This window comes from Streptomyces sp. NPDC003035, from assembly GCF_042888285.1.
GTDB lineage: Bacteria > Actinomycetota > Actinomycetes > Streptomycetales > Streptomycetaceae > Streptomyces.
On record NZ_JBIAPJ010000001.1, the window covers coordinates 616,348 to 638,583 of the forward strand.

16 protein-coding genes are annotated in these 22,236 nt (G+C 71.7%); 7 read left to right on the forward strand and 9 right to left on the reverse strand.

All coding sequences use genetic code 11. The features are described from left to right. Nucleotides 1-2 precede the first annotated feature (2 nt). The 5 genes from ACFYV5_RS02775 to ACFYV5_RS02795 form a co-directional block, all read right to left on the reverse strand. Nucleotides 3-968, reverse strand: a complete 966-nt coding sequence (locus tag ACFYV5_RS02775) for a CoA ester lyase (protein ID WP_355115693.1) — start codon at nucleotides 966-968, stop codon at nucleotides 3-5. Continuing rightward, a complete protein-coding gene (locus ACFYV5_RS02780; RefSeq protein WP_389163501.1) occupies nucleotides 965-2,977 on the reverse strand; it encodes a protein meaA in 2,013 nt (670 codons plus the stop codon). The genes ACFYV5_RS02775 and ACFYV5_RS02780 overlap by 4 nt, the downstream gene beginning before the upstream one ends. Before the next feature lie 14 nt (nucleotides 2,978-2,991). After that, nucleotides 2,992-4,329, reverse strand: coding sequence for a crotonyl-CoA carboxylase/reductase (gene ccrA / locus ACFYV5_RS02785; protein WP_389163504.1), 1,338 nt, complete (start codon nucleotides 4,327-4,329; stop codon nucleotides 2,992-2,994). Between the two features lie 406 nt (nucleotides 4,330-4,735). Next, nucleotides 4,736-5,578 carry a TetR family transcriptional regulator gene (locus tag ACFYV5_RS02790; RefSeq protein ID WP_389163508.1) on the reverse strand — a complete coding sequence of 281 codons (843 nt, stop codon included), beginning with the start codon at nucleotides 5,576-5,578 and terminating at the stop codon, nucleotides 4,736-4,738. Between the two features lie 109 nt (nucleotides 5,579-5,687). After that, on the reverse strand, nucleotides 5,688-7,469 hold the full coding sequence (locus ACFYV5_RS02795; RefSeq protein WP_389163511.1) for a 3-hydroxyacyl-CoA dehydrogenase family protein: 1,782 nt from the start codon (nucleotides 7,467-7,469) through the stop codon (nucleotides 5,688-5,690). A gap of 322 nt (nucleotides 7,470-7,791) precedes the next feature. On the opposite strand from ACFYV5_RS02795, the gene ACFYV5_RS02800 reads away from it, so the two are divergent. Beyond that, on the forward strand, nucleotides 7,792-8,391 hold the full coding sequence (locus ACFYV5_RS02800; RefSeq protein ID WP_389163514.1) for a HEAT repeat domain-containing protein: 600 nt from the start codon (nucleotides 7,792-7,794) through the stop codon (nucleotides 8,389-8,391). On the opposite strand, the gene ACFYV5_RS02805 is transcribed toward ACFYV5_RS02800, so the two are convergent. The 3 genes from ACFYV5_RS02805 to ACFYV5_RS02815 form a co-directional block, all read right to left on the reverse strand. Next, the gene (locus ACFYV5_RS02805) at nucleotides 8,362-8,802 is read right to left on the reverse strand and encodes a RidA family protein (RefSeq protein WP_389163517.1); all 441 of its coding nucleotides are present in this window, start codon (nucleotides 8,800-8,802) and stop codon (nucleotides 8,362-8,364) included. The two genes, ACFYV5_RS02800 and ACFYV5_RS02805, sit on opposite strands and share 30 nt — an antisense overlap. A 63-nt stretch (nucleotides 8,803-8,865) precedes the next feature. Beyond that, complete coding sequence (locus ACFYV5_RS02810; protein WP_389163520.1) at nucleotides 8,866-10,473, reverse strand: alpha/beta hydrolase; 1,608 nt, start codon at nucleotides 10,471-10,473, stop codon at nucleotides 8,866-8,868. A 59-nt stretch (nucleotides 10,474-10,532) separates the two neighbouring features. Next, complete coding sequence (locus tag ACFYV5_RS02815) at nucleotides 10,533-11,564, reverse strand: Rv2578c family radical SAM protein (RefSeq protein WP_389163523.1); 1,032 nt, start codon at nucleotides 11,562-11,564, stop codon at nucleotides 10,533-10,535. 151 nt (nucleotides 11,565-11,715) lie between these two features. On the opposite strand from ACFYV5_RS02815, the gene ACFYV5_RS02820 reads away from it, so the two are divergent. Continuing rightward, a complete protein-coding gene (locus ACFYV5_RS02820; protein WP_355115681.1) occupies nucleotides 11,716-12,159 on the forward strand; it encodes an SRPBCC family protein in 444 nt (147 codons plus the stop codon). A 245-nt stretch (nucleotides 12,160-12,404) separates the two neighbouring features. After that, on the forward strand, nucleotides 12,405-14,804 hold the full coding sequence (locus ACFYV5_RS02825) for an MFS transporter (protein WP_389163526.1): 2,400 nt from the start codon (nucleotides 12,405-12,407) through the stop codon (nucleotides 14,802-14,804). 23 nt (nucleotides 14,805-14,827) lie between these two features. On the opposite strand, the gene ACFYV5_RS02830 is transcribed toward ACFYV5_RS02825, so the two are convergent. After that, nucleotides 14,828-16,546: a SpoIIE family protein phosphatase gene (locus ACFYV5_RS02830; protein ID WP_355115678.1), complete on the reverse strand. Its 1,719-nt coding sequence runs from the start codon at nucleotides 16,544-16,546 to the stop codon at nucleotides 14,828-14,830. Between the two features lie 340 nt (nucleotides 16,547-16,886). Here ACFYV5_RS02830 and ACFYV5_RS02835 point away from each other — a divergent pair, with 340 nt between their 5' ends. From ACFYV5_RS02835 to ACFYV5_RS02850, 4 genes are all read left to right on the forward strand, one after another. Next, complete coding sequence (locus ACFYV5_RS02835; protein ID WP_355115676.1) at nucleotides 16,887-17,720, forward strand: M55 family metallopeptidase; 834 nt, start codon at nucleotides 16,887-16,889, stop codon at nucleotides 17,718-17,720. Further along, nucleotides 17,713-19,077 carry a M20/M25/M40 family metallo-hydrolase gene (locus ACFYV5_RS02840; protein WP_389163531.1) on the forward strand — a complete coding sequence of 455 codons (1,365 nt, stop codon included), beginning with the start codon at nucleotides 17,713-17,715 and terminating at the stop codon, nucleotides 19,075-19,077. The genes ACFYV5_RS02835 and ACFYV5_RS02840 overlap by 8 nt, the downstream gene beginning before the upstream one ends. 73 nt (nucleotides 19,078-19,150) lie before the next feature. Further along, the gene (locus ACFYV5_RS02845) at nucleotides 19,151-21,145 is read left to right on the forward strand and encodes a prolyl oligopeptidase family serine peptidase (RefSeq protein WP_389163534.1); all 1,995 of its coding nucleotides are present in this window, start codon (nucleotides 19,151-19,153) and stop codon (nucleotides 21,143-21,145) included. Continuing rightward, nucleotides 21,142-22,104, forward strand: a complete 963-nt coding sequence (locus ACFYV5_RS02850; RefSeq protein ID WP_389163537.1) for an LD-carboxypeptidase — start codon at nucleotides 21,142-21,144, stop codon at nucleotides 22,102-22,104. The genes ACFYV5_RS02845 and ACFYV5_RS02850 overlap by 4 nt, the downstream gene beginning before the upstream one ends. Nucleotides 22,105-22,236 lie beyond the last annotated feature (132 nt).

The following is a 22,236-nucleotide window of genomic DNA, read 5'->3' on the forward strand; positions in this document are numbered from 1 at the left end:
TCCTACGCCTCCGGGATCTCGAACGTGCTGGTGCGCTGCATACCGGCGGCGCGGCCCTTGCCGGAGATGACCAGGGCCATCTTGCGGCTGGCCTCGTCGATCATCTCGTCGCCCAGCATCGCCGAGCCCTTCTTGCCGCCGGCCTCGGACGTGTAGTAGTCGTACGCGTCCAGGATCAGCTCGGCGTGGTCGAAGTCCTCCTGCGAGGGCGAGAAGATCTCGTTCGCGGCGGCGACCTGGTCCGGGTGGAGCACCCACTTGCCGTCGAAACCGAGGGCGGCGGCGCGCTGGGCGACCGCCTTGTAGCCCTCGGGGTTGCGGATCTGCAGGTAGGGGCCGTCGATCGCCTGGAGGTTGTTGGCGCGGGCGGCCATCAGGATCGCCATGAGGATGTAGTGGTACGCGTCGGCGCCGTAGCCGGGCGGCTGCTCGCCGACGACCAGGGACTTCATGTTGATGGATGCCATGAAGTCGGCCGGGCCGAAGATGATCGTCTCCACGCGCGGGGAGGCCTGCGCGATGGCGTTGACGTTGTTCAGGCCCTGCGCGTTCTCGATCTGCGCCTCGATGCCGATCTTGCCGACCTCGAAGCCCATCGTCTTCTCGATCTGCGTCAGCAGGAGGTCGAGCGCCACGATCTGCTGGGCGTCCTGGACCTTCGGCAGCATGATGCAGTCGAGGTTCTGGCCGGCGCCCTCGACGACGGTGACGACGTCACGGTACGTCCAGTGGGTCGTCCAGTCGTTGACCCGCACGACCCGCGTCTTGCCGGTCCAGTCGCCCTCGTTGAGGAACTTCACGATGGTGTGGCGTGCGTCGGGCTTGGCGAGCGGCGCGCAGGCGTCCTCCAGGTCCAGGAAGACCTGGTCGGCGGCGAGACCCTGGGCCTTCTCCAGGAAGCGCGGGTTCGAGCCGGGGACCGCCAGGCACGAGCGACGCGGGCGGAGACGGTTCACAGGCGTGGTCATGCGGGGACCTCCAGAGGGTCGAGCTTGTTCGCTTTCCGGATCTCGTCGACGATACGGCCGATGATCTCGGTGATACCGAAGTCCTTCGGTGTGAAGACGGCGGCGACACCCGCCCGCTTCAGATCTGCGGCGTCGGCGTTCGGGATGATCCCGCCGACGATGACCGGAATGTCCTCGGCGCCCGCCTCGCGGAGACGGTCCAGGACGTCCGGCACCAGCTCGGCGTGCGAGCCGGAGAGGATCGACAGCCCCACGCAGTGCACGTCCTCCGCGAGGGCGGCGTTGACGATCTGCTCGGGCGTCAGCCGGATCCCCTGGTAGACCACCTCGAAACCGGCGTCACGCGCGCGTACCGCGATCTGCTCGGCCCCGTTGGAGTGTCCGTCCAGGCCGGGCTTGCCCACCAGGAGCCGCAGCCGCCCGGAGCCGAGCTCGTCGGCGGTCCGCGCCACCTTCTCCCGTACGAGAGCCAGCGGCGTGCCCTCCTCGGCCGTCACCGCGACCGGGGCCGAGGAGACGCCGGTCGGGGCGCGGAACTCGCCGAAGACGTCCCGCAGCGCCCAGGACCACTCGCCGGTGGTGACACCGGCCCGCGCACACTCCAGGGTGGCGGCGAAGAGGTTGCCGTCCCCGGCCGCCGTCGCCTTCAGCGCGGCCAGCGCCTCCTGGGCACGGTTCTCTTCGCGGTTGTCCCGCCATTCGTGGAGCTTGGCCACGACACGGGCCTCGTTGGCCGGGTCGACCGTCATGATGGCCGTGTCGAGGTCCGCGGTGAGCGGGTTCTCCTCGGTCGTCTCGTAGATGTTGACGCCGACGATCTTCTCGTCGCCGGCCTCGATCCGGGCGCGCCGCTCGGCGTGCGAGGAGACGAGCTGCGACTTCAGGTAGCCGGACTCGACGGCGGCCATCGCGCCGCCCATCTGCTGGATCCGGTCGATCTCGGCCAGGCACTCCTCGACGAGCGAGTCGACCTTGGTCTCGATGACATGCGACCCGGCGAAGATGTCCTCGTACTCCAGCAGGTCCGACTCGTGCGCCAGGACCTGCTGGATACGGAGCGACCACTGCTGGTCCCACGGGCGGGGCAGACCGAGCGCCTCGTTCCAGGCGGGCAGCTGGACGGCACGCGCGCGTGCGTCCTTGGAGAGCGTCACGGCCAGCATCTCGAGCACGATCCGCTGGACGTTGTTCTCCGGCTGGGCCTCGGTCAGACCGAGCGAGTTGACCTGGACGCCGTAACGGAACCGGCGCTGCTTGGCGTCCTCGATGCCGTACCGCTCGCGTGTGACCTTGTCCCAGATGCGGCCGAAGGCGCGCATCTTGCACATCTCCTCGATGAAGCGGACGCCCGCGTTCACGAAGAACGAGATGCGGGCGACCACCTCCCCGAAGCGGTCCGCCGGGACCTGGCCGGAGTCCCGGACAGCGTCGAGCACCGCGATCGCGGTGGACATCGCGTACGAGATCTCCTGGACCGGAGTGGCCCCCGCCTCCTGCAGGTGGTAGCTGCAGATGTTGATCGGGTTCCACTTCGGCATGTTGTTCACCGTGTAGGTGATCATGTCCGTCGTGAGGCGGAGCGAGGGGCCGGGCGGGAAGACGTGCGTCCCGCGCGACAAGTACTCCTTCACGATGTCGTTCTGGGTGGTGCCCTGGAGCCTGGTGACGTCCGCGCCCTGCTCCTCCGCGACCACCTGGTAGAGCGCCAGGAGCCACATCGCCGTGGCGTTGATCGTCATCGAGGTGTTCATCTGCTCCAGGGGGATGTCCTGGAACAGCCGGCGCATGTCACCGAGGTGCGAGACCGGGACCCCGACCCGGCCGACCTCGCCGCGGGCGAGGATGTGGTCGGGGTCGTAGCCGGTCTGCGTCGGCAGGTCGAACGCGACCGAGAGGCCGGTCTGACCCTTGGCGAGATTGCGCCGGTACAGCTCGTTGGACGCCTCGGCGGTCGAGTGACCGGCGTAGGTCCGCATGAGCCACGGCCGGTCCTTCTGACGCTCAATCATGTACGGTCCCGGGGTCAGATGTTACGGAAGCGGTTGATGGCGTCGATGTGCTTCGCGCGCATCTCCGGGTCGCGCACGCCCAGGCCCTCCTGCGGGGCGAGGGCGAGCACGCCGACCTTGCCCTGGTGCAGGTTGCGGTGGACGTCGTACGCCGCCTGGCCGGTGTCCTCCAGGCTGTAGACCTTGGAGAGCGTCGGGTGGATCTTGCCCTTGGCGATCAGGCGGTTGGCCTCCCACGCCTCGCGGTAGTTCGCGAAGTGCGAGCCGATGATCCGCTTCAGCGACATCCACAGGTAGCGGTTGTCGTACTCGTGCATGTAGCCCGAGGTCGAGGCGCAGGTGGTGATGGTGCCGCCCTTGCGGGTGACGTACACGCTCGCGCCGAAGGTCTCACGGCCCGGGTGCTCGAAGACGATGTCGATGTCCTCGCCGCCGGTGAGCTCGCGGATGCGCTTGCCGAAGCGCTTCCACTCCTTCGGGTCCTGGGTGTGCTCGTCCTTCCAGAACTTGTAGCCCTCGGCGTTGCGGTCGATGACCGCCTCCGCGCCCATCGACCGGCAGATGTCGGCCTTCTCGGGGGAGGAGACGACACAGATCGGGTTGGCGCCACCGGCCAGGGCGAACTGCGTGGCGTACGAGCCGAGTCCGCCGCTCGCGCCCCAGATCAGGACGTTGTCGCCCTGCTTCATGCCGGCGCCGTTGCGGGAGACCAGCTGGCGGTACGCGGTGGAGTTGACCAGGCCGGGGGAGGCGGCCTCCTCCCAGCTGAGGTGGTCCGGCTTCGGCATCAGCTGGTTGGACTTCACGAGCGCGATCTCGGCGAGGCCGCCGAAGTTGGTCTCGAAGCCCCAGATGCGCTGCTCGGGGTCGAGCATCGTGTCGTTGTGGCCGTCCGAGGACTCCAGCTCGACCGAGAGGCAGTGCGCGACGACCTCGTCGCCGGGCTTCCACGAGTTCACGCCGGGGCCGGTGCGCAGGACGACGCCCGCGAGGTCGGAACCGATGATGTGGTACGGCAGGTCGTGGCGCTTGCTGAGGTCGCTGAGCCGGCCGTAGCGCTCCAGGAAGCCGAAGGTCGACACCGGCTCGAAGATCGAGGTCCAGACCGAGTTGTAGTTCACGGAGCTGGCCATGACGGCGACCAGGGCCTCGCCCGGGCCGAGCTCGGGGAGCGGCACGTCGTCGAGGTGGAGCGACTTGCGAGGGTCCTTGTCGCGGCTGGCGAGACCGGCGAACATCTCGGTCTCGTCCTTGTGCACGGTCACCGCGCGGTACGACTCGGGGAGCTTGATGTTGGCGAAGTCGGCGGGCGTGGATTCCGGCGACTGGATCGCGTCCAGGATGTCCTTCACGGGGTGCCTCCGGCGGTGCGGCGTCTGAGGGGGACGCACTGAGGGGTTCGTCTGTGGAGTGCTGCTGTGGAGGTGTGCCGTCGGTTCGGCGGGTGGTGCGGTGGCTGCGCCGGTGGGCGCGGTGGGTGCCTGTGACGCAGGCGTCCGGGCGCACAATCACGATCGCTTGTGGGGACAGCCGGCGCACGAGGAGACCTCGGCGCGCCGGCCGCCCGGACAACATCAACGTATGGCACCGCGTGTCACGTGACAAGGCACTGCGTGCCAACAATTTCACTCAGATGCAATCCGCCGGTCACACATGAGCGATGATCGATCGAGAGACGGAACAAAAGCGACGAAGGCCGCCCCGGAGCGGGGCGGCCTTCGCCGTTGATGGGTGTGTGCGGTGGGTGAGGAGCGGCGGTCAACTCTTCCTGAGGGCCTGCTGGATCGTCCGCATGACCTCGTCCAGGGGGGCGTCGGTACGGGCGACGGCGATCACGACATCACCCTCGGCGGAGACGGCCGCGGCCGGCGCCGGCGAGGCCGACGGCGCGGACTGGGCGGAGGGGCCCGGGCGGCCCGCGCCTATGCCCGAGCCGAAGGTCTCCCGGACGATCGCGAAGGCATGGTCCAGCTGGGTCTCCACGTCACCCTGCCCGCCGGCGCGCAGCCAGCGGCGCAGCACGTGGTTGTGGGCGGTGACGACCGCCGACGCGGCCACCTCGGCGAGCAGCGGGTCGTCGTTGCCGTCATGGTGGTCACGCTCGTCGAAGTGGCCCAGAAGATAGCGGGTGAACAGCCGCTCGTAGCGGGCCACCGAGGCGATCTCGCGCTCCCGCAGGGTCGGCACCTCGCGGGTGAGCCGGTAGCGCTCCACGGAGACCGCCGGGGACCCCGCGTACATCTTCATGACTTCCTTGATGCCCCGGCAGACCGTGTCCAGCGGGTGCTCGTGCGGCGGCGCGGCGTTCAGCACCGCCTCCGCCCGCACCAGGGTGTCGTCGTGGTCCGGGAAGATCGCCTCTTCCTTGGAGCGGAAGTGGCGGAAGAAGGTCCGGCGGGCGACCCCGGCCGCCGCGGCGATCTCGTCGACCGTCGTGGCCTCGTACCCCTTGGTCGCGAAGAGCTCCATCGCCGCCGCCGCCAGCTCGCGGCGCATCTTCAGCCGCTGCGCGGCCGCGCGGGTGCCCGCCGCGCTCTCCGTGGTCTCGGAGGTGGACGAGGACGTGGACGTGGCACGGGGTGACTTCGCGGCCTTGGACATGTCCTGAAGGTACTGCATGAGCGCGGGAGAGTGCCCAGGTGGGGGAGGGCCGCCCGGGGCGCCCGAGGCGACCCCGGGACTCAGCAGCCCTCCCCAGCCCGCGGCGGGCTCAGCGTCGGGCATATTCGCGGAAGCCGCGACCCGTCTTGCGGCCCAGGCAGCCCGCGGCCACCAGGTGCTCCAGGAGCGGCGCCGGGGCCAGACCCGGGTCGCGGAACTCACGGTGCAGCACCTGCTCGATGGCGAGCGAGACGTCCAGGCCGACGACGTCGAGCAGCTCGAACGGCCCCATCGGGTAGCCGCCGCCCAGCTTCATGGCGGCGTCGATGTCGTCCAGTGTCGCGTAGTGCTCCTGGACCATCTTGATCGCGTTGTTCAGGTACGGGAAGAGCAGCGCGTTCACGATGAAGCCGGCCCGGTCGCCGCAGTCCACCGGGTGCTTCTTGATCTTCGCCGTGACCTCGCGGACCGTCGCGTGGACGTCGTCGCCGGTCAGGACCGTGCGGACGATCTCCACCAGCTTCATCGCGGGCGCCGGGTTGAAGAAGTGCATCCCGATGACGTCCTGCGGGCGCGAGGTGGCGCGCGCGATGGCGACGACCGGCAGCGAGGAGGTGGTGGTGGCGAGCACCGCGCCCGGCTTGCAGACCTTGTCGAGCGTGGCGAAGAGCTGCCGCTTGATCTCCAGGTCCTCGGCGACCGCCTCCAGGGCCAGGTCGACCGTGGCGAAGGCGTCGAGCGAGCCGGCCGGGGTGATCCGGGCCAGCGTCTCGTCCCGCGCCTCCGCGGTCATCCGGCCCTTGTCGACCGAACGGGCGAGGGACTTGGCGATCCGGGCCTTCGCCGTCTCCGCCTTCTCGTCCGAGCGAGCGGAGAGTACGACCTCGTAACCGGCCTTGGCGAAGACCTCGGCGATGCCGGACGCCATCGTCCCGGAGCCGGCCACGCCGACCGAGCGGACCTCACGGCCCTCGGCGGTGGCGGCGCTCTCCAGCGGGGTGAGCGCGTCGCGGACCACGGTGCCCGAGCCCGGGGCGTCGTACGTGTAGAAACCGCGGCCCGACTTGCGTCCCGTCAGACCCGCCTCGCTGAGCTGCTTGAGGATCGGGGCGGGGGCGTGCAGCCGGTCGTGCGACTCGCTGTACATCGCCTCCAGGACGGTACGGGCGGTGTCGACGCCGACCAGGTCGAGCAGCGCCAGCGGCCCCATCGGCAGACCGCAGCCGAGCTTCATCGCGGCGTCGATGTCCTCACGGGAGGCGTACTTCGCCTCGTACATGGCGGCGGCCTGGTTGAGGTAGCCGAAGAGCAGTCCGTCGGCGACGAAACCGGGACGGTCGCCGACCGCGACCGGGTCCTTGCCGAGCTCGTGCGCCAGGGTGGTGACGGCCTCGACGGCCTGCGGGGCGGTGAGGACGGAGGAGACGACCTCCACCAGCTTCATCGCCTGGACCGGGGTGAAGAAGTGCAGCCCGAGGACGCGCTCGGGGTGGGCCGAGTCGGCGGCCAGCCGCGTCACGGAGAGCGCGTTGGTGCCGGTGGCGATGATGGCGTCGGGCCGGACGATCGAGTCCAGGGCCCGGAACACCTCCTGCTTGGCCTCGTACGACTCGGGGACGACCTCGATCACGAGGTCGGCGTCCGCGGCCGCCTGGAGGTCGGAGAAGGTACGGAAGCGGGCCAGGACGTCCTGCCGCTCCTCCTCCGTGATCCGCTCACGGGCCACGGCGCGGGCGGTGGACGCCTCCAGGGCGGCGACCGCCCGGGTGGCGGCGGCTTCGCTGATGTCGACGCCGATGACCTCACGGCCGGCCCGGGCGAGGACATCGGCGATGCCCGTGCCCATGGTGCCGAGACCGATGACGGCGATGGTGGAGAGAGGGGTGTCCATCAGGGGACTCCAGGGAGGAAGAGTGACGACTGAAGGCGAATGCGGGCGCGAACGGGCCGCGAGAGGAAAGCGCGAGGAGTTCGCGACGGGGGCGCGAAGAGATCGCGCCAGGAGATCGCGGGGAAAAGGCGACGGACTCTGTCCCGGAGTCACGTCGAAAAATGCCGAACCGACACACTCGATCCCACGACGGCTGCGTCACCAGGCCGTTGTGGGAGTGCGGGGGGTGACCCGCTCACCTGAGATTAACCGGCGGGTAACGAGCGCGCCAGTCCTCGGAACTCCGGAAATTGTGATCTGGATCGCGGATACGCTGACGGCCATGGATATCGCCACGGACGACGCCGAATTCCGCTCGATGATCGATCGTTTGGGCGCGGAGATCGTGGAAGAAGAAAGGGCGACGGAGTTTCGCGGACTGATCGCCACCGAGGACAGGGAAACGCTGGCGGCCGTTCTGACCGAGCCGCACCGTCCGCTCTGGGCGCGCGAGATCGCCTCCTTCCGGCTCGGCCTCGCCGGCGACCCGCGGGCCTTCGAGGCCCTGGTCCTGCTCCTCAACCACCGCGACCCCGAGCGCTGCGTCTCCGCCGCCTACGCGCTGACGCGGCTGGGCGACCCCCGCACCGCGCGGGCCGCCGCCGCGCTCGCCACCAACGAACTCCGCGTCGCCTACGCCCTCCTGCCGGTCCGTCTGCTCGCCGACCTGCGCGCACCCGAATCCGTGCCGGCCCTGGTCACCGTCCTCGAACGGCGCCTCGCGGCCGACGACCCGCACTGGCGGGTCGGCCTCGCCTGTGTCGAGGGGCTCGGCACCCTCGGCGACCCCAGCGCCCGGCCGGCGCTCCGGGCCGCCCTGCCCCACCCCCGCCTCGGCGCCGCGGCGGCCCGCTCACTCGCCCGGCTCGGCTCCGGGGGATGACGTGTCGGCGACCGCCGGCACGAGGGCGAAGGCCTCGATCTCGATCAGCAGCTCCGGGCGGACGAGCGCCGAGACCTGGACCGCCGAGCTCGCCGGGAGCGGCGCCGCGCCGAAGGCCTCGTCCCTTGCGGACCGGACCGCCGGCAGGTGCGCGACATCGGTGACGAAGTACGTCAGCTTCACCACGTCCGCGAAGCCCGCGCCCGCGGCGGAGAGGCAGCGCCGCAGATTCCAGAACACCTGACGGGCCTGCGCCACCGGGTCGCCCACGCCGACCACGGCGCCGGTGGCGTCCAGCGCGCACTGGCCGGATATCGCGACGAACCGCCCCGTGCCCCAGACCACGTGGCTGTACTGGGGGCTCGGGGCGATGCCGTCGGGGGCGGGTACGTGCGTGAGGTGACTCGTCATGGCGGACATCCTCGCGCACACCACTGACAGCCCAGGTGGGGGCCGGCGCCCGGTGCGTGTGACTCAGCGCACGTGGCCGAGGAGGCCGTGCAGGGTCGCGCCCTGGCCGGGCTTCGTGGTGCCGCGCACCGTCTTCGCCCCGGTGTTCTCCGGCTCCGGCTCCGGGAGCGTGGCGCAGACCGCGTCCGCCTCCGACTGCCCGTCACCGCGCGGTACGCGCCCCGTGGCGAGATAGGCCGCCAGATGCTCGTCCATGCACGCGTTGCCTGCCAGCGTCACCCCGTGGTTCCCGCCGCCCTCCTCGACCACCAGGCTGGAGCCGGCCACCATCCGGTGCAGCGCCACACCGCCTTCGTACGGCGTCGCCGCGTCGTCCGTCGCCTGCAGGATCAGCACCGGCGGCACCTCGTCGTTCGAGACGTCGGGCGGAGTGAGCGAGTCCACCGGCCAGAACGCGCAGGGAGCGTTGTACCAGGCGTTGTTCCAGGTGGTGAAGGGCGCCTTGGTGTGCACGTCCCAGTTGTCCTTGCGCCAGGTGTTCCAGTCGCGCGGCCAGGCCGCGTCCCGGCACTGCACGCTGGTGTAGACGGAGTAGCTGTTGTCGGCCGCCGCGTCCGCCGCCCCGTACTTCTCGTACGCCCGGATCAGCGGGACGGTGTCCTTGTCGTTGACGTACGAGGAGAACGCCTCGGCCAGCGTCGGCCAGTACCCGTTGTAGTACCCGCCCGGCAGGAAGGTGTCCTCCAGCTCGCCCGGGCCGACCTTGCCGCCGGCCGGGGCCTTCCGCAGCGCGTCCCGCATCCGGTACCAGGCGGCCTCCACCGCCGCCGGGTCCGTGCCCAGCTCGTACGTGCCGTTCCGGCGGGCCACCCAGGCCATGAAGTCCTTGTGGCGGGTGTCGAAGGCGTAGTCCTGCGCGAGGTTGTCCTCGTACCAGACGCCCTGCGGATTGACGACGGAGTCCAGCGCCATGCGGCGTACCCGCTCCGGGTACAGCCGCGCGTACACGGCGCCCAGGTACGTGCCGTAGGAGTAGCCCAGGTAGGTGAGCCGCGGCGCGCCCAGCGCCGCGCGGATCGCGTCCAGGTCCCGGGCCGTGCTGACGGTGTCGATGTACGGCAGGACGTCACGGTGCTTCGTGCCGCACGCCTCGGCGAAGGACCGGGCCCGCTCGACGCCCGCCTGCTCGCCGTCGGCGCCGAGCGGCACGGAGTCCGGCCGTACCGGGTCGAAGTGGCCGGGCCTGCAGTCGAGCGCCGGCTCGCTGCGGCCGACCCCGCGCGGGTCAAAACCGATGACGTCGTACTGCGCCGCCACCTTCGCGGGCAGGGAGGCGGCCACGTACCCGGCCATGGTCCGTCCGCTGCCGCCCGGTCCGCCCGGATTGACGAGCAGCGGGCCTTGGTACTCCGTGGGGTCCTTCGCGGTGTGCGCGACCCGGGTGAGCGCCAGCGTGATCGACCGGCCGGCCGGATCGTCGTGGTTCAGCGGCACGTCGAGCGTGGCGCACTGCAGCGTCGGATAGGCCTTGGTGGCACAGCCGCTCCAGACGAGCGGGGCGATGGGGCGGAGGGTCGGCTCCGGCCGGGGCGTCGCGGACGCGGGGAGGACGGTGACCGTCCCGGCGACCAGTGCCCCAGTGGCGATCAGCATTCCTGCGCGTGTGGTCATAGGGCGTCCGTGCCCCGAACGGAAGGCGGAAGGACCGATTCCGCCGAGAGTTGACCCGTTCAGAGGAGGGTGAGCTGCTCGGGCGCCCCGGCGAGCGCCGGATCCTCCGGTACGGGGATCCGGCGCGGCGCTCCCCGGCGGGCCGGTCCGATCCCGAACTCGGCCGCCAGCTCGTGCACCTGACGGGTGATCCGGCGCTGGTACCAGGTCGGTGCGTAGGCGCCGTCCGCGTACATCCGCTCGTACCGCCCGACCAGGTGCGGGTGGTGCTGTCGCAGCCAGGTGAAGAACCACTCGCGGGCGCCCGGGCGCAGATGCAGCACGAGCGGGGTCACGGAGGTCGCGCCGGCCTCCGCGATGGCGCGCACGGTGTCGCGCAGCTGCTCGGGCCGGTCGCCGAGGAAGGGGATGACGGGGGCCATGAGCACGCCGCAGCCGATGCCGTGCTCGCCGAGTGCCCGTACGACGTCCAGGCGTCGCTGCGGGGAGGGAGTGCCGGGCTCGACCGTGCGCCACAGCTCCTGGTCGGTGAAGCCGACGGAGACGGAGATACCGACCTCGGTGACCTCCGCCGCCTGGACGAGCAGGTCGAGGTCGCGCAGGATCAGCGTGCCCTTGGTGAGGATGGAGAAGGGGTTGGCGTGGTCGCGCAGGGCCTCGATGATCCCCGGCATCAGGCGGTAGCGCCCCTCGGCCCGCTGGTAGCAGTCGACATTGGTGCCCATCGCGATGTGCGCGCCCTGCCAGCGGCGGGAGGCCAGCTGGCGGCGCAGCAGCTCCGGGGCGTTGATCTTCACCACGATCTGGGAGTCGAAGCCGAGGCCGGTGTCCAGGTCCAGATAACTGTGGGTCTTGCGGGCGAAACAGTAGACGCACGCGTGCGTGCAGCCCCGGTACGGGTTGACCGTCCATTCGAACGGCATCCGTGAGGCACCCGGCACCCGGTTCACGATCGAGCGGGCCCGCACCTCGTGGAAGGTGATCCCCCGGAACTCCGGCGTGTCGAAGGTGCGCGTGGTGACCGCGTCCGTACCGAACAGGGCGATGTCGGTGGGGGCGGCGGGGTCGTCGCCCAGATTGTCCCAGCGCATGGACGCCTCCTCGGTAGCTGCGGTGGCCTGAGCCGTGACACAGAATAGAACACATGTTCCCTTGATCGTTGCAACCCGGATTTGGGAGGCCCGGGCCCAGGTGGTTGGCTGGGGCCACACCCCTGAAGAACCACGTGTTGGAGGATGTGCAATGGCGCAGGTCGAGGCCACGACGGAGCGGATCATCGCGGCGGACCCGGAGACGGTGTTCGACGCCCTGGCCGACTACAGCGGCACGCGCGCGAAGCTGCTGCCGGAGCACTTCAGCGAGTACGAGGTGCGCGAGGGCGGCGACGGCGAGGGCACCCTCGTCCACTGGAAGCTCCAGGCCACCAGCAAGCGCGTCCGCGACTGCCTCCTGGAGGTCACCGAGCCCACCGACGGACAGCTGGTCGAGAAGGACCGCAACTCCTCCATGGTCACCACCTGGACCGTCACCCCCGCCGGCGAGGGGAAGTCCAAGGCCGTCGTCTCCACCGTGTGGAACGGCGCCGGCGGCATCGGCGGTTTCTTCGAGAAGACCTTCGCGCCCAAGGGCCTCGGCCGCATCTACGACGCCGTGCTGGCCAACCTGGCCACCGAGGTGGAGAAGTAACCTCCTCGGCGAACACCGCTCACCGATTCGAGTGGTTTCCCCGCGACCCCCGCACGAGCGCCCCGCGCGCCCGGGGGTCGCGCCCCCTCCCGTAAACGCGCTGATGAGCGCCCCAAGTGCGCTGCCGTCCGGGGGTGTTCACCCCTCTGAGCGCGACCGGCCCTCCTTCCCGCCCGACTTGCTCCCGCTTCGCGCCCAATGCGAAGAATGACGCGGCGCCGACGCCGTGACGAGGGGAGCAGCACGTGGGTGCGATCACGCTGGCGAAGGACGACATGCCGCTCGTCGTGGGCGACCCGGCCTCCGGCCACGAACCGCCGCCCGACGCCGAACCGGCCCTCGACCCCCGCCGCGTCCGGCTCGTCTTCTCCGGTCTCATGCTCGCGCTGCTGCTCGCCGCGCTGGAGCAGATGATCGTCGCCACCGCCCTGCCGAAGATCGTCGGCGAACTCCAGGGCCTGGACCGGATGTCCTGGGCGATCACCGCCTACCTCCTCACCGCCACCATCGGGCTGCCGATCTACGGAAAGCTCGGCGACCTCTTCGGCCGCAAGGGCGTCTTCCTCTTCGCCATCGTCGTCTTCGTCATCGGCTCGGCGCTGGCCGGCTGGTCGCGCAGCATGGACGAGCTCATCGCGTTCCGGGCCGTCCAGGGCATCGGTGCGGGCGGCCTGATGATCGGCGTCCAGGCGATCATCGCGGACATCGTCCCGGCCAGGGAACGCGGCCGCTACATGGGCCTCATCGGCGCCGCCTTCGGCCTCGCCTCGGTCGCCGGCCCGCTGCTCGGCGGCTTCTTCACCGACCACGTCTCCTGGCGCTGGTGCTTCTACTTCAACGTACCCCTAGGGCTCGTCACCCTCGCCGTCGTCGCCGTGGTGCTCAAGCTGCCCAAGCCGAAGGCGCGGGCCCGGCTCGACGTCCTCGGCTCGATCCTGCTCGCCGCCGCCTCCACCTGCCTGGTGCTGCTGACCAGTTGGGGCGGGACCGAGTACGCCTGGGACTCCGAGGTCGTCATCGGTCTCGCCTGCGGCGCCGCCGGAACAGCCCTGCTCTTCCTCGCCGTCGAGCACTTCGCCCCCGAACCGCTCATTCCGCTGCGGCTGTTCCGGGACTCCGTCTTCACCGTCACCAGCCTCGTCGGCGCGGTGATCGGCATCGCGCTCTTCGGCGCCGCCAGCTATCTGCCGACCTTCCTCCAGATGGTCGAGGGCGCCACCGCCACCGAGTCCGGCCTCCTCATGCTGCCGCTGATGGGCGGGATCGTGCTGTCCTCGATCGTCTCGGGCCAGCTCATCAGCCGCACCGGCCACTACAAGGTCTACCCGGTCCTCGGCGGCGCCGTCTCCGTCGCCGGCATGTGGCTGCTCTCCCGGATGGAGACGGACACCCCGCGGCTGCACCACAGCGTCTGGCAGGCCGTCCTCGGCATCGGCATCGGCCTGGTCATGCCGGTCCTCATCCTGGCCGTGCAGAACTCCGTGCGCCCCGGCGACCTCGGCACGGCCACCAGCGCCCACAACTACTTCCGTCAGATCGGCGGCAGCGTCGGCGCCGCCGTCTTCGGCACGCTCTTCGCCGCCCGGCTCGACGACGCCCTCGCCGACTCCCTGCCCCGTACGGCGGGAGTCCCGCTGCCCGCCGCCGAATCGATCACTCCGCAGGCGGTCCACGCCCTGCCGCCCGCCCTGCGGGACGCCTACATCCAGGCGTACGCGGACGCCATGCCGCGGATCTTCCTCTACCTCGTGCCGGTCCTCGTGCTCGGCCTCGTCCTCGCCTTCTTCCTCAAGGAGAAACCGCTGGTGTCCCACCACGCCCCCACCCCCGAGGCCCCCACCGGCGTCCCCCGGGCCCGCGCGTCGGCCCCCGCCGCCGCGTACACCGCCGGCCTTCCGGTCTGCGGAACCGTCCAGCACCACGACGGCAGCCGCGTGCCGCGCGCCGCCCTCACCCTGATCGACGTCCAGGGGCAGCAGATCGGCCGCGGCGGCAGCGGCGAGGACGGGCGGTACGCGCTCAGCGTCCCGGGCCCCGGCTCGTACGTCCTGATCGCGGCGGCCGGCGGCCACCAGCCGCAGGCCGTCTCGGTCACCGTCGGCGAACGGCCCGTCGAGCTCGACGTGGTCCTCGGCGGCGCGGGCCGGCTGGCCGGCACCGTGCTGACCGCCGACGGAAGCCCCGTACGGGACGCGGCGGTCACCCTCACCGACGTACGCGGCGAGGTCGTCGCCTCCACCCGCAGCGGGCGCGAGGGCGGATACGTCATCACGGAGCTGGTGGCCGGCGAGTACACCCTGGCCGCCAGCGCCCCCGCCTTCCGGCCCGCCGCTGTTCCGGTCAGCGTCCAGTCCTCCCGGGAGACCCGTCAGGACATCGAGCTGGCGGGCGGCGCCGTGCTGCGCGGGACGGTGCGCGCGGGTGGAGGACGAGCGGTCGAGGACGCGCGCGTGACCCTCCTCGACGCTGCGGGCAACGTCGTCGACACGCTCACGACCGGACCCGACGGCACCTTCCGCTTCGTGGACCTGTCCTCGGGGGAGTACACGGTGATCACGGCCGGCTATCCGCCGGTCGCCACCGTCCTCCAGGTCGCGGGCGGCGGACGCACCGAACGCGATCTGCACCTGGGGCACGAGGACTGAGGGCCGCGGGGCAGGGCCGCTGCTCAGTCCACGCGGATCGCCAGCATGCAGCTGTCGTCCTCGTGCCCGGCGAGCTGGGGATCCGCCATCAGGTGGTCGATCAGCTCGTTCGGGGCGAGTCCCGCCGAGGCTTCCAGCGCCTTCCCGAGGCGGTCGATGCCCTGCGTCACGTCCTCGCCCCTCCGCTCGACCATGCCGTCGGTGTAGAGCAGCAGCAGATCGCCCGGCCGCAGCTCGGTCGCCGAGGTCTCGTACGCGTAGCCCGGCAGCGCACCGAGAAGCGGGCCGCGCTGTTCGGTCGCGAGCGTCTCGGCGTGGCCGTCACGCAGGAGCAGCGGAGCCGGGTGGCCGGCGTCGGCCCAGCGCAGCGTCCGGGAGTCGTCGATGTGTCCGGTGACGACGGTGGCCGTCTGGCCCGACGGATCACTGCACACCAGCTCGTTCAGCCAGGTCATGATCTCCCCGGCCGGCGCGCCCGTCTGCGCGAGGCCGGCGAGGGCGTGGCGCTGCTGCGCCATACGGGCCACGGCGTCGAGACCGTGCCCTGACGCGTCTCCGATCGCCACCAGCACCCTGCCGTCCGGCAGCAGCCGGCACTTGTACCAGTCGCCGCCCACGGCGGCGTCCGCCTCGGCCGGCAGATAGGACGCCGCGACCGTCAGACCGACCGCCGCCAGCGCCTCCGAGTGCGTGGGCAGGAGCGCTTCGCGCAACGCGTCCGCGACCCGCCGTTCCGCCTCGGTCTGGCGGCGCAGCCGGTCCGACTCGCGCTCCGTCTCGGCGAGGCGCCGCCGGCTCCGGATCTGCGGCGTGAGGTCGCGGGCCACGAGGTTGACCGCCCAGGGACGGCCGTCCGTGCCGGCCACCGGGCGGCCGAGCAGGTCGAGCGTGCGGACCTCACCGAGGACGAGGAAGCGGATGCGTGTCCACGCCGGCTCCTCCCCGGCGAGGACGGAGGTCAGGAACTCGGAGAAGGCCGTCAGATCGGCGGGCAGCAGCGCGTCGCAGAGCTGCTCCAGGGTCCACGGCATGTGCACCGGGGCGTGGAAGATCCGGCTGAGCCCCTCCGACCAGGTCACCTTCCCCGACAGCAGGTCCCAGTTGCCCCAGCCCATCGAGGCCAGGTACTGCGCGTCGATCGTCAGCAGCTCACCCTGGCTGTGCACCGGGCGCCAGGTGGCGAGCACCTGCTCGCCGCAGCGTGCGGCGGAGTAGAGCAGGGGGGCGCGATGCAGCCGCCCGAGCCGCTCCTCGGTGTAGTCGACCACACGTCCGTCGAGAGGCCGGGCCGAGTCGGCCACGTCAGCCAGGGCGGCGAGCAGACCGGTGTGCGCGGCTCCGGGCCGTGCCTCCAGGAAACGCTGCCCCACCTGGCGGTCCGGCGCCTCCAGCCAGTCCGCGGACCGCACCCGGTTGCCGGCGACGATGACGAAGTCCATGACGCCGCCACTGTCGTCCCGTACCGGTTCGAGCAGCACGGCGGAGGCCGGGATGGCGCCGAGCACGGAGCACAGACCCTCGGAGGAGGCGTCGTGCGTGCTGCACAGGCAGGGCGTGGCGGCCTCCGGGGCCGGGGGAGTCGGCAGCACGGCCAGTGACTGCACCGGGGAGGCGAGGTCGGTGGCGTTGGTGTCGGCGCCCGGCCTCTCCGTCGCCCGGCGCACGGTCGCCCGCAGGGAGGAGATCTCCCGGCCGATCATGCTCTTGAGGGCCTCTACGTCGTTGGGCAGCGGAAAACTCATGAACGCCTCCGCGGGGCTGGTGGTCCCGGACCCGGTGGGCCCCGTCGGACACGACCCCATTGTCCGTGCGACACGGTTCGCTGGCCCGGCGGCTGCCCACCGACGCCGCCCCGAAACGAGCCGGGGCGCTCCGGGCTCACCGGCGGGCCGCCGTCACCATCCGGGCCGGTGACAAAGCGTGTGGACCGGTGACAAAGAGCGGACCGATGGACAAGGATGCCTCCATCGGGGTCCTCGAGCGGCCCGCGCGAGGCCGATGCCGTGCGCCGACCGCGCGCACGCACCGCGCCGGCGTCGGCGGGGCACGCGGGCCCCGCCGAGCTCGGGGAGGCCCAAGGGCATGAAGATCCTGATCAGCGCCGACATGGAGGGCGCCACCGGAGTCACCTGGCCCGCCGACGTGCTGCCCGGGACACCCCAGTGGGAACGGTGCCGGTCCATGTTCACCTCGGACGTCAACGCGGCCGTCCTCGGCTTCTTCGACGGCGGCGCCGAGGAGGTGCTGATCAACGAGGCGCACTGGACCATGCGGAACCTGCTCCTGGAGCAGCTCGACGAACGGGCCGAGATGCTCACCGGGCGCCACAAGTCGCTCTCCATGGTGGAGGGCGTGCAGCACGGGGACGTCGACGGCATCGCCTTCGTCGGGTACCACACCGGCGCGGGGGCAGAAGGCGTCCTCGCGCACACCTACCTCGCGAACTCCATCACCGGCGTGTGGCTCGACGGAGAGCGGGCGAGCGAGGGACTGCTGAACGCCCGTGTCGTGGCGGAGTACGGGGTACCGGTCGTCCTCGTCACCGGCGACGACCTGACCTGCGAGGACGCCCTGGGGTACGCGCCCGAGGCGCTCAAGGTCGCGGTCAAGGACCACGTCTCGCGGTACGCGGCGGTGTGCCGGACCCCGAAGCGCACCGCGAGCGAGATCCGGGCCGCCGCGAAGGCCGCGGCCGCCCTCGCCGTACGGCACGAGCCGGTGCGGGGCGGCCCCTTCACGGTGGAGCTGGAGTTCGACGCCGAGCATCTGGCGGCCGCCGCCACGGTGGTGCCCGGCGTGGCCCGGAGCGGCGAGCGCCGGGTCGCGTACACCAGCGAGACGATGTACGAGGGCATTCGCACGTTCAAGGCGGTCACCACGATCGTCTCCGCAGCGGTGGAGGAGCAGTATGGCTGAGCCGGGCCGGGGAGCGGACGCCACGGCGCTCGACGAGGTGGCGCTCGACGAGATGGCGCTCGACGAGGTGGTGACCTTCACCTCCGAGCTGATCCGGATCGACACCACCAACCGGGGCGGCGGCGACTGCCGTGAGCGGCCCGCCGCCGAGTACGTCGCCGAACGCCTCGCCGCCGCCGGGCTCGAACCCGCTCTGTTGGAGCGGACCCCCGGCCGCACCAACGTGGTGGCACGCATCGAGGGCACCGATCCCTCCGCCGACGCCCTGCTCGTCCACGGCCATCTCGACGTCGTTCCGGCGGAGCCCGCCGACTGGGCCGTCCACCCCTTCTCCGGCGAGGTCCGCGACGGGGTGGTCTGGGGACGCGGCGCCGTCGACATGAAGAACATGGACGCCATGGTCCTGGCCGTCGTCCGCTCCTGGGCCCGGCGAGGCATCCGGCCGCGCCGCGACATCGTCCTCGCCTACACCGCCGACGAGGAGGCCAGCGCCGAGGACGGTTCGGGCTTCCTCGCCGATCACCACCCCGGGCTCTTCGAGGGCTGCACCGAAGGCATCAGCGAGTCCGGCGCCTTCAGCTTCCACCCGACCCCCGGCATGACGCTCTACCCGATCGCCGCCGGCGAGCGCGGCACCGCCTGGGTCAAGCTCACCGCGCACGGCCGGGCCGGGCACGGCTCCAAGGTGAACACGGCCAACGCCGTCACCCGCCTCGCCGCCGCCGTCGCCCGCATCGGCGCCCACCCCTGGCCCGTCCGCCTCACCCGGACCGTACGGGCCGCGCTCACCGAACTGGCCGCGCTGTACGGCATCGAGACCGACGTGAGCGCGGACGGCTTCGACGTCGACCAGCTCCTCGAGAAGCTGGGCCCGGCCGCCGCGCTGGTCGAGCCGACCGTGCGCAACAGCGCCAACCCGACGATGCTGGAGGCCGGTTACAAGGTCAACGTCATCCCCGGGCACGCCGTCGCCTACGTCGACGGCCGGATGCTGCCGGGCGGCGAGGAGGAGTTCACGGAGACCATGGACCGGCTCACCGGGCCGGACGTGGAGTGGGCGTTCCACCACCGCGAGGTGCCGCTGGAGGCGCCCGTCGACTCTCCCACCTTCGCCCGACTCCGCGCCGCCGTCGAGCACTTCGACCCGGACGGCCATGTCGTGCCGTTCTCCATGTCCGGCGGCACGGACGCCAAGCAGTTCTCCCGGCTCGGCATCACCGGATACGGCTTCTCGCCGCTGAAGCTGCCCCCGGAACTGGACTACGGGGCGCTGTTCCACGGAGTCGACGAGCGTGTCCCCGTCGACGCCCTGCACTTCGGCGTCCGCGTCCTCGACCACTATCTGAAGTCCGCGTAACCGGGTAACCGCACCACCACGTAAGCCCGCCAGTCCGTGCACGTCTGTGCACGTCCGCGCAAAGGAAGTCGAGATGGTACCCACGGGCGCCTACGGCACCTGGCCTTCCCCCATCGACGCCGCGCTCGCCGCCCGCCACGACGGCCGTCCCGAGTACGTCGGCTTCGTCGGCGACGAGGTGTGGTGGACCGCGCCACGGCCCACCGAGGGTGGCCGGCGGGCGCTCGTCCGCCGGCGGGCCGACGGCACCGAGGAGTCGGTGCTCCCCGCCCCCTGGAACGTCCGCAGCCGGGTCGTCGAATACGGCGGACAGCCCTGGGCGGGCGTCGCGCGCGCGGAGCAGGGACCGCTCGTGGTGTTCAGCCACTTCCCCGACCAGCGGCTCTACGCGTACGAACCCGACGCCGGCCCCGGCACGCCCGCCGCCGCGCCCCGGCCGCTCACCCCGGTCTCCGCCGTCGGCGGCGGACTGCGCTGGGCCGACCCGGTGATCCACCCCGATCGCGGCGAAGTCTGGTGCGTCCTGGAGGAGTTCACCGGCCCCGCGCCCACCGACGTCCGCCGCGTCCTCGCGGCCGTCCCCCTCGACGGATCGGCCGCCGAGGACCGCGCGGCCGTACGCGAACTCTCCGACGGACGCCACCGGTTCGTCACCGGCCCCCGGCTCTCCCCGGACGGACGGCAGGCGGCCTGGATCGCCTGGGACCACCCGCGGATGCCCTGGGACGGTACGGAGGTGCTCCTCGCGGACGTCACGGCCGACGGCACCTTCCACGGCGCGCGGCCCGTCGCCGGCGGACCGGAGGAGTCGGTGCCGCAGGTCGGCTGGACCGCCGACGGGCAGCTGCTGTACGTCAGCGACCGCAGCGGCTGGTGGAACCTCTACCGGTCCGGGTACGACGGCGAGCCGGTCGCCCTGTGCCCGCGGCCCGAGGAGTTCGGCGGGCCGCTGTGGAAGATCGGCCTCAGCTGGTTCCAGCCGCTGGAGAGCGGGCTCGTCGCCGTCGTCCACGGCAAGGGCGCCACCGCGCTCGGCATACTCGACCCCGAGAGCGGCGAACTCGTCGACACCGCGGGCCCCTGGACCGAGTGGGCCGCCACCCTCGCCGTGCACGGCACCCGGGTCGTCGGCGTCGCCGCGGGCCCGCGCAGCGCCTACGAGGTCGTGGAGCTGGACACCTGCACCGGCCGGGCCAGGGTCATCGGCTCGGCCCACGACGACCCGGTCGACCCCGCGTACTATCCCGAGCCCCAGATCCGTACCTTCACCGGACCTGACGGCCGCGAGATCCACGCCCACGTCTACCCGCCGCACAGCCCCGACCGGAGCGCTCCCGGCGCCGAGCTGCCGCCCTTCGTGGTGTGGGCGCACGGCGGGCCGACCGGGCACGCTCCGCTCGTCCTCGACCTGGAGATCGCCTACTTCACCTCCCGCGGCATCGGCGTCGCCGAGGTCAACTACGGCGGGTCCACCGGTTACGGGCGGGCGTACCGCGAGCGGCTGCGCGAGCAGTGGGGCGTGGTCGACGTGGAGGACTGCGCGGCCGTCGCCGAGGCGCTCGCCGCCGAGGGCACCGCCGACCCGGCGCGGCTCGCCATCCGGGGCGGCAGCGCCGGCGGCTGGACCGCCGCTGCCTCCCTCGTCACCTCCGAGGTCTACGCCTGCGGCACGATCATCTATCCCATCCTCGACCTGCTGGGCTGGGCCACCGACGAGACCCACGACTTTGAATCCCGGTACCTGGAATCGCTCGTCGGTCCGCTCACCGAGGTGCCCGCCCGCTACCGGGAGCGCTCGCCGCTCGACCACGTCGAGCGGATCTCCGCGCCCTTCCTCCTGCTCCAGGGGCTCGACGACGTGATCTGTCCGCCCGCGCAGGCCGAGCGGTTCGTGGCGCGCATGGCGGGGCGCGGCGTGCCGCACGCGTACATCGCCTTCGAGGGCGAGAGCCACGGCTTCCGGCGCGCGGAGACCTTGGTCCGCGCCCTGGAGGCCGAACTCTCCTTGTACGTCCAGACCTTCGGCATCGCCCGGACCGACGTCCCCCTTCTGGAGCTGAGGAAGTGACCGTGTCCTCCCTGACCGCGTCCTCCCCGACCGTGGCCCCTCTGGTCCGGCCCCCGCGACTGCGCCCCGGTGCGCGGGTCGCCGTCGTCGCACCCAGCGGGCCGGTCCAGGAGGAGCGGCTCGCGGCCGGGCTCGACCTCCTGCGCGGCTGGGACCTCGAGCCGGTGGTGGGTCCCCATGTCCTCGATGTGCACCCGGAGTTGGACTATCTCGCCGGTACGGACGAGGCCCGGGCCCGGGACCTCCAGGAGGCCTGGTGCGATCCGGCCGTCTCCGCGGTGATCTGCGCGCGGGGCGGTTACGGCGTCCAGCGGATGGTGGACCTGCTCGACTGGTCGGCGATGCGGGCCGCGGGGCCCAAGGCGTTCGTCGGCTACAGCGATGTCACCGCCCTGCACGAGGCGTTCGCCGTCCGGGCGGGCCTCGCCACGCTGCACGGCCCGATGGTCGCGGCCGGAACCTTCCTCAAGGACACCCGCACCCAGGAGTCGCTGCGGGCGACCCTCTTCGAGCCCGAGTCGGTACGGACCCTCGGCCTGGGCACCGCACGGACCCTGGTCCCCGGCCGGGCCCACGGCGTCACCCTCGGCGGGTGCGTCAGCCTCCTCGCCGCGGACCTCGCCACGCCCAACGGCCGCCCCTCGGCCCGCGGAGGGCTGCTGCTCCTGGAGGACGTGGGGGAGGAGCCGTACCGCCTGGACCGGATCCTCACCCAACTGCTGCGCTCCGGTTGGCTGGACGGCGTCGCCGGCATCGGGCTCGGCTCATGGGCGGAGTGCGGGCCCCACGAGGAGGTCCGGGCGGTCCTCGCCGACCGGCTCGGCGGGCTCGGCGTCCCGGTGGTGGAGGAGATGGGCTTCGGTCACAGCGAGACGGCGCTGACCTTCCCGCTGGGGATTCCGGGCGTCCTGGACACGGAGTCGGGGACGCTGACGCTGGACGTGCCCGCGCTCGCCTGAGCCGACCGGCCTTCACTGAATCTCCGTCAACAACCGCTGTCCGGCGTGTTGACGGGGTTATGACACGTGTCACACCATGAGCGCGGCTCGATACTTACCAGTCGGTATCCTCAGTGTGGAGGCCCCCGTGTC